The sequence below is a fragment of the Burkholderia sp. ABCPW 111 genome (assembly GCF_000773065.1).
GTDB classification, from domain to species: Bacteria; Pseudomonadota; Gammaproteobacteria; order Burkholderiales; family Burkholderiaceae; genus Burkholderia; species Burkholderia savannae.
The window spans coordinates 17,824-30,302 of sequence record NZ_JPWT01000036.1 but is presented as its reverse complement, the minus strand read 5'-3'; the positions used below and the strand labels follow the sequence as shown (position 1 = coordinate 30,302).

Annotated in this window: 11 protein-coding genes; 3 read left to right on the top strand and 8 right to left on the bottom strand. The window is 68.3% G+C overall.

The annotated features are described in order from the left end of the window. Positions 1–188: 188 nt before the first annotated feature. Positions 189–818, top strand: a complete 630-nt coding sequence (locus X946_RS05440) for an SDR family oxidoreductase (RefSeq protein WP_038744764.1) — start codon at positions 189–191, stop codon at positions 816–818. Between the two features lie 209 nt (positions 819–1,027). Here the strand turns inward: X946_RS05440 and X946_RS05435 are convergent, their stop codons facing one another. Further along, positions 1,028–1,576 carry a peroxiredoxin gene (locus X946_RS05435; protein ID WP_038744762.1) on the bottom strand — a complete coding sequence of 183 codons (549 nt, stop codon included), beginning with the start codon at positions 1,574–1,576 and terminating at the stop codon, positions 1,028–1,030. A 290-nt stretch (positions 1,577–1,866) separates the two neighbouring features. On the opposite strand from X946_RS05435, the gene cdpA reads away from it, so the two are divergent. Next, positions 1,867–3,609 (top strand): cyclic di-GMP phosphodiesterase CdpA, encoded by a 1,743-nt coding sequence (gene cdpA, locus X946_RS05430; RefSeq protein WP_081989375.1) that lies wholly within the window; start codon positions 1,867–1,869, stop codon positions 3,607–3,609. Between the two features lie 34 nt (positions 3,610–3,643). Next, entirely contained in the window at positions 3,644–5,101 is a 1,458-nt protein-coding gene (locus X946_RS05425) for an HDOD domain-containing protein (RefSeq protein ID WP_038744760.1), read from the top strand. Positions 5,102–5,572: 471 nt separating this feature from the next. On the opposite strand, the gene X946_RS05420 is transcribed toward X946_RS05425, so the two are convergent. From X946_RS05420 to X946_RS05390, 7 genes are all read right to left on the bottom strand, one after another. Further along, on the bottom strand, positions 5,573–6,361 hold the full coding sequence (locus X946_RS05420; protein ID WP_038744758.1) for a c-type cytochrome: 789 nt from the start codon (positions 6,359–6,361) through the stop codon (positions 5,573–5,575). Next, on the bottom strand, positions 6,358–7,983 hold the full coding sequence (locus X946_RS05415) for a b(o/a)3-type cytochrome-c oxidase subunit 1 (protein ID WP_038744757.1): 1,626 nt from the start codon (positions 7,981–7,983) through the stop codon (positions 6,358–6,360). The genes X946_RS05420 and X946_RS05415 overlap by 4 nt, the downstream gene beginning before the upstream one ends. After that, a complete protein-coding gene (locus X946_RS05410) occupies positions 7,970–8,527 on the bottom strand; it encodes a cytochrome c oxidase subunit II (protein WP_038744756.1) in 558 nt (185 codons plus the stop codon). Before X946_RS05410 ends, X946_RS05415 begins: the two co-directional genes overlap by 14 nt. Positions 8,528–8,552: 25 nt before the next feature. After that, positions 8,553–8,735, bottom strand: a complete 183-nt coding sequence (locus X946_RS05405) for a hypothetical protein (protein ID WP_004534842.1) — start codon at positions 8,733–8,735, stop codon at positions 8,553–8,555. A 7-nt stretch (positions 8,736–8,742) separates the two neighbouring features. Next, positions 8,743–10,035 carry a c-type cytochrome gene (locus X946_RS05400; protein WP_038744755.1) on the bottom strand — a complete coding sequence of 431 codons (1,293 nt, stop codon included), beginning with the start codon at positions 10,033–10,035 and terminating at the stop codon, positions 8,743–8,745. Then, entirely contained in the window at positions 10,035–10,751 is a 717-nt protein-coding gene (locus X946_RS05395; protein WP_052145011.1) for a c-type cytochrome, read from the bottom strand. Before X946_RS05395 ends, X946_RS05400 begins: the two co-directional genes overlap by 1 nt. Before the next feature lie 394 nt (positions 10,752–11,145). Beyond that, a complete protein-coding gene (locus tag X946_RS05390; RefSeq protein ID WP_038744754.1) occupies positions 11,146–12,387 on the bottom strand; it encodes an aspartyl protease family protein in 1,242 nt (413 codons plus the stop codon). Positions 12,388–12,479 lie beyond the last annotated feature (92 nt).

The window sequence follows — 12,479 nt, the reverse complement described above, 5'->3', positions numbered from 1 at the left end:
TCGAGATCGGCCGGACCGGAGCGCGCGCGCCGCCATGTGCGCCAGCCCGCCGTCGCACGTCGGCGCTTGATCCGAATCTCGTTTCGGCGCCACCGATCGGACGCGAATTCGGCATACACTTGTACGTTCGTCGTCAGTCCCTCGTTCAGAGGGCGCCATTGACGCAACGCCATGCAAGGAGTGGTTTCATGTCGATGAAGGTACTGCTGATTGGCGCGTCCGGCCGCACGGGCCGCGCGCTCGCGGACCTGCTGCTCAAGCAGCAGGATTTCGAGGTCACGGCGCTGGTGCGCCGGCCGGATTTCGCGCTGCCGGGCGCGAAAGTCGTCGTCGCCGATCTGACGGCGGACTTCTCGTCCGCATTCAACGGAATCACGCACGCGATCTACGCGGCGGGCTCCGCCGAATCCGAAGGCGCGGCCGAAGAGGAGCAGGTCGACCGCGACGCGGTTGCGCGCGCGGCCGAATACGCGAAGGCGCACAACGTGCAGAAGCTCGTCGTGATCAGCTCGCTCTCCGCATACTGGCCGGAGCGCAGCCCCGAGTTCCTGCGCCACTATTCGCAGATGAAGCGCGAAGGCGACGACCGCGTGATCGCATCGGGCATCGACTACGTGATCCTGCGGCCGGGTCCGCTGTCCGACGATCCGGGCGTCGGCAAGATCGCGCTCACCGAGGATCGCCTCGACGACTCAGCGCCCGTCGCGCGACAGGACGTCGCATGGGCGGCGATCGAGGCGATCAAGCTCGGCATCTCGAAGAAGACGATCGGCTTCGTCGGCGGCGGCGTGCCGATCGAGCAGGCGCTGCGCGCCTGAACGAACGAGCCGGGGCGCGCAGCGCGCCGGCCGGCCTCCGCTGCCGGCCTCAGTTGCCGGCACCCGCTGCCGGCCCCAACTGCCGGCCTCAACTGCCGGCCTCAACTGCCGGCATCGCGCCCGGCATGCTTCGCGCTCCGCGCGATGGGCAGCCCTCCTGACACGGCGCCGCCCCCGCCTTGGCCCGCCTCACGCGGCCGCCGCCCGCGTCACGGCTGCTTGTGCGACGCCGCCCACGCCTTCACCGCGTTCAGCGTGTTCTCGACGTGCTTGTCGGGCGACAGGCTCGTGTACTCGTAGAGGATCTTCCCTTCCGGCGAAATCACGTACGACACGCGGTTCGCCTTCGAAATCGCCGGCAGCTTCGCGTCGTACTCGCGGATGATCTTCGCATCCGGATCGGCGGCGACCGGGAACTTGCTGCGGCACTCGCTGACCGAAAACTTCGTCAGCGTCTCGATGTCGTCCGCCGAGACGCCGATCACCGTCGCGCCATACTGTTTGTAAGCATCGACCGCGTCGGCGAACGCGTGCGCCTCGATCGTGCAGCCGGTCGTGAACGCGGCCGGATAGAAGTACAGCACGACGGGGCCCTTCTTCAGCGCGTCGGCGAGCGAGTACGTGTAAGTCTTGCCGCCGAGCGACGCCTGCGCGCTGAAGTCGGGCGCCGCATCGCCGACCTTCAGCACCGCATGGGCCGCGACCGTGTACAGCGCGAAGAGCGCGGCCGCCGCGCCCGATGCCAGTTTTCGATTCATCTGAGTCCTCGTCTTCGAATGTCCATACGTTCAACAGGGTCCGGCACCCGGCAAGCCGTCCAGTCGCGTTCGCATGCCGAACTGCCGCACATGACGAAATGCTCTAGATCCTTTCTTCCCTGACGCTAAAGAATCGGCACAATGCGCCGTTATTGCGTCCGGACACCGGTTCCAGCCCCTTCACGCCAGCGAGATACATGGAAGCCATCAGGAACAAGACGCCCCGCAAAGGCTCCTGGCGCGCCGCATTTCACAAGCTCCGCCGCTTCGCCTGGTCGGGCGGCGCGCTGATGCCCGCGCGCGCCGGCACGCCGCGCGCCGACGATACGGTCCGAAGCTGGCTGGAGCAAACCGTCGGTGCGGTCGATTTCCTCGCTCACGTCGACCGCGATCTGCGCTTCCTGTACGTGTCCGACGCGGGCCTGCGCTTCATCGGCTACCACCGCGAATATCTGCACACGCTCACGCTGCGCGACCTGATCCCCGAGCAGGATACCGCGACGCTCGACGGCCTGCTCGCCCGCGCGTCCGCGTCGGGCGACGTCGAGAAGGCGACGCTCTGTCTCGTCAAGTCGCTGACCTACCCGCTCGACGTCGAGGTGCGCGCGGTGCGCAGCCGCCACCACGGCGTCGACGGCTTCGCGATCGCGGCGTTCGACGTGTCGTCGTGGCGGGCGATCGAGGCGCGGCTCACCTACGAGCTGCACCACGACCCGATGACGGGGCTCGACAACCTGTCCGCGCTGCTGCCCGCGCTGATGCGCGCGCAAAAGACGGCCGACGAAGGCGGCGGCTGCACCGCGCTTTTGCTGCTCGATCTCGACGACTACCAGCGAATCAACCGCGCGCTCGGCTACGACGCGGGCGACGCGCTGCTGCGCGACACCGCCCAGCGGCTGCAGCGGCTCGCGACCCGCGGCGAACGGCTCGCGCGCGTCGCGAGCGACAAGTTCGCGGTGATGCTGAACGCGCCCACGCGCATCGACGCGATCGACGCGGCCGAGGCGCTCGCCCGACAGCTGCAGACGGCCGTGCAGCGGCCGTACGCGTACGACGGGCAGGCCGTGCACCTGTCGGCGAGCGTCGGCATCGCGATCTATCCGGACGCGCGCGCCGCGTCGAAGCACGCGCAGCACCACAGTCCGCTGCTGCGGCGCGCGGACCGCGCGCTCTCGCGGGCGAAGGCGGCGGGCGGCAACGCGCTCGCGTTCCACCAGCCGACCGACGATCCGGCCGACGCCGAGCGCCTGAAGCTCGAGGCCGATCTCTACAACGGCGTGCGCAACGGCGAGTTCTCGCTGCACTTCCAGCCGATCACGAAGAGCCACACGGGCGCCGTCGTCGGCGTCGAGGCGCTGATCCGCTGGCATCACCCGGTGCACGGGCTCGTCGCGCCGGCAACGTTCATTCCGCTCGCGGAGTCGATCGGCCTCATCAACTATCTCGGCAACTGGGTGCTGAAGGCCGCGTGCATGCAGCTCGTGTCGTGGGACCGGCAAGGCATCGCGCTGCAATACGTGGCCGTCAACGTGTCGCCGCAGCAGTTCCGCGATCCGCGCTTCACGCAGAGCGTGCGCGACGCGATCAAGCTGACGGGCATCGATCCGTGCCGGATCGTTCTCGAGATCACCGAAAGCCTTCTGATGCACGATCCGCATCACGCGAAGACGCTGCTCGAGGAAGTGACCGAGCTCGGCATCCGGTTCGCGGTCGACGATTTCGGCACCGGCTATTCGAGCCTTGCGTACCTGCAGAGCTTCCCGCTCGCGAAGTTGAAGATCGACAGAAGTTTCGTCGAAAATCTGTTGACGTCGAGAAACGACCGCGCGATCGTGTCGGCGGTCGTCGGCCTTGCGCAGACGCTCGAGCTCGAGCTCGTCGCCGAGGGCGTCGAGACCGAGGCGCAGCGCACGCTGCTGACGGAGATGGGCTGCAACCACATCCAGGGCTGGCTCGTCTGCCGCGCGCTGCCGTCGGACGAGCTCGCGCAGCGCTTCGAGGCGCAGGAGCTTTATCTGCACGAAGCCGCATGACGCCCGCCGCCGGCTTCATCAATCACTGATTCGTATGCCAATCACCGCACAACTGCCGCGAACGGCGCTGCTCGACAAGCTCTGGGCCCGGATGAACGAGCGCGGCGATTTTCCGCTGCTGTCGGACGCGCTGCGCGCGACGATGGCCGCGATGAAGAACGACGATCTCGACTTCACGGCGCTCGTGCGCGTCGTGCTGTCGGATTTCGCGCTGACGCAAAAAGTGCTGCGGCTCGCGAACTCGGCGATGTACATGGCGTTCGGCGGCAACATCACGACCGTCACGCGTGCGCTGATGGTGCTCGGCATGGACGCCGTCGGCCATCTCGTCGTCGGGCTCAAGCTCGTCGACCATTTCCATCACAGCGCGCCGCGCCGCATCGACGCGAAGCTCGAACTGAACCGCGCGCTGCTGTCGGGCTGCGTCGCGCGCAAGCTGACCGAGCATGTCGATCTGCGCGCGGGCGAGGAAGCGGTTGTCTGCACGTTGATGCGCCAGGTCGGCAAGCTGCTCGTCGTCTGCTATCTCGACGCCGAGTGGGAAGCGATCCGCCGGCGCGCGGCCGAGCATGACGACGACGACGAAGCCGCGTGCCGCACGGTGCTCGGCGTCGGCTTCGACGAGATCGGCCTCGAGGCGGCGTCGCGCTGGCGGCTGCCGGAGCTGATCCGCGCGGGCATGGCGCGCTTCGACGCGAACGACGGCGCGCCGCACGACGTCCAGTGGCTGCGCGCGGTGAGCCACTGCTCGACCGACGTCGCGACCGCGCTCACGTCGTTGCACGCGCAGCAGCGCGACGCACGGATCGCGGCGCTCGCGCACCGCTTTCACGGCGCGCTCGGCACCGGCGCGGACGAGCTCGCCGAGATCGCGGCGTCGCTGTCGCGCGAAGAGACGAGCGACACGGTGATGCGCGAGATCGTCGAGCTGCGCGCGAACGCGGACAAGATCGCGCGCGGCGCGTCGACGCCGCAGGCGTGCCTCGAAGCGGGCCTCGCGGATCTGCGCGCGCTGCCGTCCGAGCACGTGCTCGGCCCGGTGCTCGCGCTCGCGTCCGAAAGCGTGCTCGCGGGCCTCGCGTTCACGCGCACCGTGATGTTCGTGCGGCGCGACGACGGCATGTTCGCCGCGCGGCTCGGCTTCGGGCCGAACGTCGACGCCACGCTTGAACAGTTGCGCTTTCACGAGGCGTTCCAGCCCGACGTGTTCCATCTCGCGATCACGAACTCGGTCGGCATCTTCATCGAGAACGCGCATGATCCGAAGATGGTCAAGCGGCTGCCCGCGTGGTATCGGGACGCGTTTGACGACGCGCGCGCGTTCGTGCTGCTGCCCGTGACCGCGGAGCAAAACGCGGTCGCGCTGCTGTACGGCGACTGGTCGGCCGGCCAGCCGGCGCGCAAGATCACGCAGCAGGAAATGGGCGTGCTCAACGAGCTCGCGACCGAGCTCGGGCGCTTCTTTCACGACGCGCAGGCCGACGACAAATAGTGCGCGCGGCAGCCGCGCGCAACGCGGCCGCACACGCGATGCGGCGACGCATGCGGCACGCGGCGACGGACGGTTCGATGCGCTCGCACTCGCCCCCACCCGCTCGCCGCGCAGCGCGAAGCGCCGCGGCTCGCGCGCCTGACGCAACGCGGCCGCCGCGCCCCGCCTGCCCTTTCGAGCACCGTTGGCGCTTCCGGGCATCGTCGGCCCCGGCGAACATCGTCAGCCGCCGCGCGATGGCGAGCCGCCAACGCACGCCGAAGCCCTCCGCCACGGAACCGCGATATCCCGCCCGGTGCGCATCGCACTACGCGCCCGCCTTCCTTCATCGACCGTCATCAACAAGAAGCGGCAAACGGGCCCGCCCCGTTTGCCGCTTCTTTCAATGCGGCGTTGCCTGCGACGCAGCGTTCGCGCGCGCCCGCCACCTTCGCGGCTCGCGCCGGAGCGCGGCCGCAACCGCGCCGCCCGTCAGGGCCGGCCCGCGTAATACCGCGCGGCGGCCGCGATCTCGCCGGGCGTCATCTGTCGCGCGACGTTGCGCATCTGCTCGCTGATGTCGTTGTGCCGCGCGCCCGACGCGAACGCCTGCAACTGCGCGTTGATGTAGACCTCCGGCTCGCCTTCGAGCCGCGGCCCGCCGACCTTGTTGTCCATCCCGCCGTGGCACGACGCGCACGGCGCGATGTTGCGCATCGGCGCGCCGCTCGCGACGATCTTCGGCGGCGCGGCGGCGAGCTGCGTCGAGGTGTGCGGCAGATACGAGTAGAACGCCGCGAGATCGCGCATGTCCTGGTCGGTGAGGTTCGCGACCATCGGCGCCATCACCGCGTTCGTGCGCGCGCCCGTCTGGAAGTCCTTCAACTGCTTGTAGATGACGGCCGCGTACTGGCCCGCGAGGTTCGGCGAATTCGCATCGCTCATCCCGCGCGCGCCGTGACACATCGTGCAGCGCATCGCGAGCGTCGCGCCGCGGCCGATCGACAGGCTGTCCGCGCCCGCCATCATCTGCGGCGTGACGACGACCGTGCTCGTCTTGACGGCCGAAGGCGCCGGCTCCGGCTGCGACGCGAGCCATGCGCGCGGCACGCCGGCCGCGCTGCAGATCGCGTTCCAGATGCCCTGGAACTGCGCGTCCTTCTGCACCGACGGCAGCCAGACGAAGCCGATCAGCACCGACGCGACCACCGCGAACAGCGTGAGACCGACACTGACCGTGAACCAGCGGTTGCGAATCGAAAACAGACGTTCCGTGCTCATCGCTGCGCCCCCATGTAGATCGCCGGCACCGACGGTTGCTTGAGCGCCATCAGCTGCGCGATCGGATAGCCGTAGTTGACGGCCGTGAGGCCGATCATCAGCGCGACCCACAGCGCGAAGCTGTTGAGCGCGACGGGCAGCGTCTTCGGCTCGTGGACGGCCGAGCTGAACGTGAACTCGGCGGGCTTCACCTTCGCGCCGCAATGGCTGCGTATCAGCACGACGAAGAACAGCACGGCCGACGCGACGAGGATCAGCGCGCCGACGACGGACATGATCACCCACGCCACCTGCGGCGCGAGCGCGGGGTCGCTGTAGTCGTAATAGGCCATCCGGCGCGGCATGCCGAGGATGCCGACGTAGTGCCACGGGAACGTCGTGACGATCATCCCGATGAACCACAGCCACAGCTGCGTCTTGACGAGGCGCAGGCTGCCGAGCGCGCGGCCCGTCAGATGCGGCCACAGCTCGTAGGCGATCGCGAAGTACATGATGACGACAGCGCCGCCGAAGATCAGGTGGAAGTGGCCCGTGATCCACTGCGTGTTGTGGATCGTCGAATCGAGCTGGTAGCTCATGTTGATGAGCCCGCCCGCGCCGCCGAAGCCGAGCATCACGAACGAGAACGCGACGGCGAGCATCATCGGCTCGTGCCACGGCAGCGCGCGCAGCCAGCCGAACGCGCCCTTGCCGCCGCGCAGGCGCGCCGCGATCTCGACCGACGCGCACACCGTGAACACCGTGAGGAGTGTCGGCACCGCGACGAGCGCCGTGAACACCGATTGCAGGAACTTGAAGCCGGAGCCCACCTGCGGATCGGCGAACAGGTGGTGAATGCCGATCGGCATCGCGCCGACGAGGAACAGGATGAACGAGATGCGCGCCATCCCGTCGCTGTACAGCTTGCCGCCGATCGCGCGCGGCACGAGCGTGTAGTACGCGATGTACGCGGGGATCAGCCAGAAGTAGACGATCGCATGCAGCGTCCACGAGAAGAACACGCGCGCGAGGCCCGCGTCGATCGTCGACTTGAGCCCGACCGCGACGGGCAGGATCTGGAACAGGATCTCGATCGCGGCGCCGACCGCGGTCCAGCCCCACAGATACGCGCCCGCGACGTTCGCGAACATCGCGAGCGGGATCGGCTTGCCGCGATTGCCCTTCTTCCACGCATACAGGTTCACCGACATCAGCGCGACCCAGATCCACGAGCCGACGACGACGAGCACGACACCGAGGTAGTAGAACGGGCTGCCGATCATCGGCGGATAGAACGTGTACAGCACCGACGACAGGCCGAGCGACACGGGCGTCATCGCGACGACCGAGCCGAGCGCGATCAGCCAGAAGCCCGTCCACGCCCAGCGGCGGCCGACGAGCGGCATCTTGAGCGCGAGCTCGCTGATCGCGTAGCCGAAGCCCATCGCGATCAGCGTCGGGAACACGTAGCCCATCACGGAGCCGTGCGCCGTCACCGAACGATAGTAGAGCTCGGGATTGCCGAGCCAAGGATGCAGCGGGCTGCGCGCGAGCATCTGCCACGCGCCGAGCAGCAGCGCGACGCCGAACACCGCGAACGCGAGCCAGAAGTGGGCGAGCACCAGTCGATTATTCTTTAACACAGCTCAGTCTCCGCACGCCGGACGCCAGTTTGTCGAATTCCGCACGGTCAATGACCTTGACGTGCGCCCACATCCCCTCGTGCCCCGTGCCGCAATACTCGTGGCACGGCATCAGGTGGTCCCTCGGCTTGTCGAAGGTCGTCCGGAACGTCGCGACGTAGCCGGGCTCGAGCATCGAGTTGATGTTGGTGTCGGTGATGAGGAAGCCGTGCACGACGTCCGCGCTCGTCGCGCGGAACGTGACGGGCGTGTTCGCCGGCACGAGGATGCACTGCGGCGTGAACGAATACTGCTGGCCGATCACGCGCACCGTGACCGAGCCGTCCGGCTCGCGCGCGGTGCCGAGGTTGCTCTCGACGAATTCGCCGGAGACGTGCAGCGTCGTCGGATCGATCGTTTCGACGCGCGACGGCGGCATCATCGCCCAATGCAGGCCGGTGAACACCATCATGGCGACGAGGACGACCATCAGGCCGACGGCCAGGATCGCCCACCTGCGCTCGATCCGGGCCGCGAGCTGCGCGCCGTCGAGACGGTCTGGCATAGGTTGTTTGGACATGGGAGCCGTTTTATTGGATCACGCCGCGAGGCAGGAAGACGAGAAAGTAAAAGGCGAACCACAGCGCGATCACGATCGCGGTCGCGGTGCCGGCAAGCGCGAGCGCGCCGCGCGGCCCCGCGCGGACGATCTCGTCGACCGCGTCGTCGTGCGGTTCGGGGTCGCCCCCGTGTCGTTGGGAAGTGTCGCTCATGATGTCCTCAATAGAGCGGAGCGGAACGCAGCGCGTTGGCTTCCTTCGCGGAAACCGGCGTGCCGCGGTTGCCCCAGGCGGTGCGGATGAACGTCGTCACGGCGGCCACTTCGTCGTCCGACAGCGACTGGGCGAACGGCGGCATGCCGTAGGGCTCGGGATTCTTCGCGGTGCCGGGCGCATAGCCGCCGTTCAGCACCATGCGGATCGGGTTCACCGCGGAGGTCATCTGGATCGACTGGTTGCCCGCGAGCGGCGGGAACGCGGGCGTCTTGCCGCGCCCCGTCTTGCCGTGGCAGCTCGCGCACTGCGCGTCGTAGATCTTCGCGCCGAGCTTGTGGAGGCGCGCCTGCTCCGATGCGGGCATCGTCGTCTTCAGCGCGGCCTCGGCCTCGCCGCCGCGCTGCGGCAGCGACTTCAGATACACGGCCATCGCGCGCACGTCGTCATCGGACAGGTGCTGCAGGCTGTCGTAGACGACTTCGGCCATCGGCCCGTACACCGCGCCGCGATGCGATGCGCCCGCCTGCAGGAGCCCCGTGATGTCGGCGATGCTCCAGTCGCCGAGCCCCGCTTCCCGGTTCGACGTGAGCGAAGGCGCGTACCACGCCTGCATCGGAATCAGTCCGCCCTCGAACGCGTTCGATTCGGAGCTGCCGCCGAGCGCGTTGATCGCGGTGTGGCACATCGAGCAATGGCCGAGCCCCTGCACGAGATACGCGCCGCGATTCCATTCCGCCGACTTCGAGTTGTCCGGCTGATACTCGCCCTCCTTGAAGAACAGCGTGCGCCAGCCGATCAGCAGCTGCCGGTTGTTGTACGGAAAGCGCATGTCGTGCGGCCGGTTCGCGAGCTTCACGGGCGGCACCGAGCGCAGGTACGCGAAGATCGCGTCCGAATCCGCGCGCGTGACCTTCGTGTACGCGGCGAACGGCATCGCCGGGTACAGCAGCGAGCCGTCGCGCGAACGCCCGGTGTGCATCATCGTGTAGAACTCGTCGGCCGTCCATTTGCCGATGCCCGCCTCGTTGTCGGGCGTGATGTTCGGCGAATACAGCGTGCCGAACGGCGTCGGCATCGCGCGGCCGCCCGCGAAGAGCTTCTCGCCCGGCACCGTATGGCACGCGATGCAGTCACCCGCGCGCGCCAGATATTCGCCGCGCTTGACGCTCGCCGCGTCGGCGGCGGGCTGCGCGTGCGCGGCGGATGCGGCGAACGCCGCCGCGAGCAGCGCGAACGCGGCATTCGCGAGCGCACCGCGGAATTTGACGATCAAATGCTTGTGCACCGAGGCCTCCATTAACGCGGTTCGCTACCGCATGCGAGCGGCATGTCGAGCGAGCCCGCGGGGGCGGGCGACGGGTTCGCGGGCGCGGGCTGCGTAGCGAGCCACGCGGAGATGGCGGTCACGTCCGTGTCGGTGAGGCGGGATGCGACCTGTTGCATGCAGTCGGGCGCGATCGACGTGCGGGTGCCGTAACGCCACGCGCCGAGCTGCGCGCTCAGGTATTCGGCGTGCAGTCCGAGCAGGCCCGGCACGGCGGGCTCCATGCCCGTCAGCGCCGCGCCGTGGCACGACGCGCACGCGGGAATCTTGCGCGACGGGTCGCCCGATTTCACGAGCTGCCGGCCGCTCTCGAGCGCCGCGGGCGCGACGGCGGGCGCCGCGATCGCCGGGAACGGCGGCCGCTGGCTCGCGAAGTGGTCGGCGATCCGGTGCAGGTACGCGTCCGGCAGGTACGCGAGCAGATAGTTCATCGGCGGGTACTTGCGCCGGCCGTCGCGAAACGCGACGAGCTGGTTGTACAGATAGCCGGCGGGCTTGCCGGACAGGCGCGGGAAGTAGTCGTTCGACGTCCCCTCGCCTCGCCGGCCGTGGCATGCGGCGCATGCGAGCACGCGCGCCTCCATCGTGTCGGGCGCGCGCTCCGTCTGGGGTTCCTGGGATAGCGCCGTCTGGCTCAGCAAGCCGCACAGCACGGCAAGTACAGCGGTGGGTCTCGAGGTCACTGTCATCCTCTCCGGCAAGGCATGCAGTTCCCGCCATCGACGCGAGCCGCCCCTGCGGCTCGTGAGGCAAGCGGGTCCGTCGCGCGCACCATCGCTTTCATTGGTCTCATGGGAACTTGTTGTTCAAATTTTCAATGACGCGAAAATCTCATGAGCGCCGTTGATTTGCGTTGATTCATGTCAATCGAGTACTTCTTTATATTGATAGTCGATTGGCCGCTCGATCGCAAATCTCATGCTTTTTGAATTTCGTCGCTCGCCCGCCAAGCGCAATGCCCCGCGACGCCTCGCTCGGCGTCGCGATCTTTTTCCTTATTCGGCAATGCGTTACGCGCGGCTGGTCCGCGCAGGCCGACGCGGCCGCGGCGCGTGACGCGCGCGGCCGGACGAACGCCGTGCGTCAAATCCGCACGCGGCGGCGCTCGCCGCCGCGTTCGACCTCGATTTCGAGCGATCCCGAAGGCGCGGTGCTCAGTCGGTCGCGCGCGTCGTCGATCGCCGAAGGATCGACGCGCTTGCCGTCGATCTCGACGAGCACGTCGCCGTTCTCGAGGCCGTAGCGCGCGAGATCGTCCGGACGATTGTGGAACAGCTCGACATGGCCGTCGACGAAGCGGATCGCGATCGTGCGCAGCGGCCGCGGATCGTCCCGCGTGAAGCGGCTCGCGTCGTAGCAAAACTCCATCGTGCTCGGCACGAACATGTAGCGATCGAGGCGCGCGAGGAAGTTCATCCCGAGCATGTCGCCGCCGCCTTCGGCGATGCGCAGGCTGCCGATCGGCTTGCCGTCGAACGACAGCCCTTTCGCGAAGTAATCGCGCGACTGGCCGACGCCGTTCGCCGACACGCTCGGCACCGTGCCGCCGAGCGGCTTGGCGGCCTGACGGCCGGCGAGGAACGCGAGCGTCGGCGCCGACACGATCGAATGGCGCGCGCCCGTATCGAAGCGGAACATCGCCCATTGATCGCCGAAATCGACGCTCACGGCGGGCGACTGGCCGAAGCTGTCCTGATACGGGACGCAATGCTGAAAGCGCTGCCCGGCCGGCGGATTGCGCCACGCCGTCAGCGTGCCGCTGCGATTGTCGGCGATCCAGCTCAGCTGGCGAAAGATCTCGATGCCGACGACGCCGTCGATCCGCGTGCCGAACACCTGCGACAGCAACGACAGATCGAGGCCGAGCCACGGATAGAAGCTCGGCACTTCGTAGCTGCCGAGCGCGATCGGCAGCGGCTGCCACAGGCGCACGCGCTCCTGCGGCAGCACGCCATCCGAGGTCGTCAGGCCTTTTTCGAGCATCGTCCGGTACGCGATCGGAATCTGTTCGTCGGTCGACGGCTGCGTGATCGACTGCGCGAGCCGATTGTCGATCACCGTGTGGCTCGCGCCCGTGTCGACGAGAAAGTGATACGTCTTGCCCGCGATCGCGACGGGCACGACGAAGCCGCTCGTCGGCTTGAACGATGCGCTCAGCACCGGCATGACGCCGCGCGGCGGCTCGTCGCGCTCGCGGCAGCCGGCCGCGAGAAGCGCGGCGGCGCACACGAGCGCGACGATCGGCAACGCGCGCGGCGCGCGGCGGAGGAAGGCGGATGCGGCGCGCGTCGGCGACGGCGTCGAGGCGATTGCGTGTTGAACCATGAACGGCGGGAAGCGCGAGGCGAAGTGAGGATGGGCGGACCATCGCGGGAAGCGGCGAATCGCGGCGCATGCCGCGTCCGATGCCGCGTCGT

Coding starts and splice junctions, on each gene's coding strand:
- X946_RS05395 (WP_052145011.1), bottom strand. CDS start 10,751: ATGACAGTGACCTCGAGACCCACCGCTGTACTTGCCGTGCTGTGCGGC.
- X946_RS05390 (WP_038744754.1), bottom strand. CDS start 12,387: ATGGTTCAACACGCAATCGCCTCGACGCCGTCGCCGACGCGCGCCGCA.
- X946_RS05400 (WP_038744755.1), bottom strand. CDS start 10,035: ATGGAGGCCTCGGTGCACAAGCATTTGATCGTCAAATTCCGCGGTGCG.
- X946_RS05440 (WP_038744764.1), top strand. CDS start 189: ATGTCGATGAAGGTACTGCTGATTGGCGCGTCCGGCCGCACGGGCCGC.
- X946_RS05425 (WP_038744760.1), top strand. CDS start 3,644: ATGCCAATCACCGCACAACTGCCGCGAACGGCGCTGCTCGACAAGCTC.
- X946_RS05420 (WP_038744758.1), bottom strand. CDS start 6,361: ATGAGCACGGAACGTCTGTTTTCGATTCGCAACCGCTGGTTCACGGTC.
- X946_RS05405 (WP_004534842.1), bottom strand. CDS start 8,735: ATGAGCGACACTTCCCAACGACACGGGGGCGACCCCGAACCGCACGAC.
- X946_RS05435 (WP_038744762.1), bottom strand. CDS start 1,576: ATGAATCGAAAACTGGCATCGGGCGCGGCGGCCGCGCTCTTCGCGCTG.
- X946_RS05410 (WP_038744756.1), bottom strand. CDS start 8,527: ATGCCAGACCGTCTCGACGGCGCGCAGCTCGCGGCCCGGATCGAGCGC.
- cdpA (WP_081989375.1), top strand. CDS start 1,867: ATGCCCGCGCGCGCCGGCACGCCGCGCGCCGACGATACGGTCCGAAGC.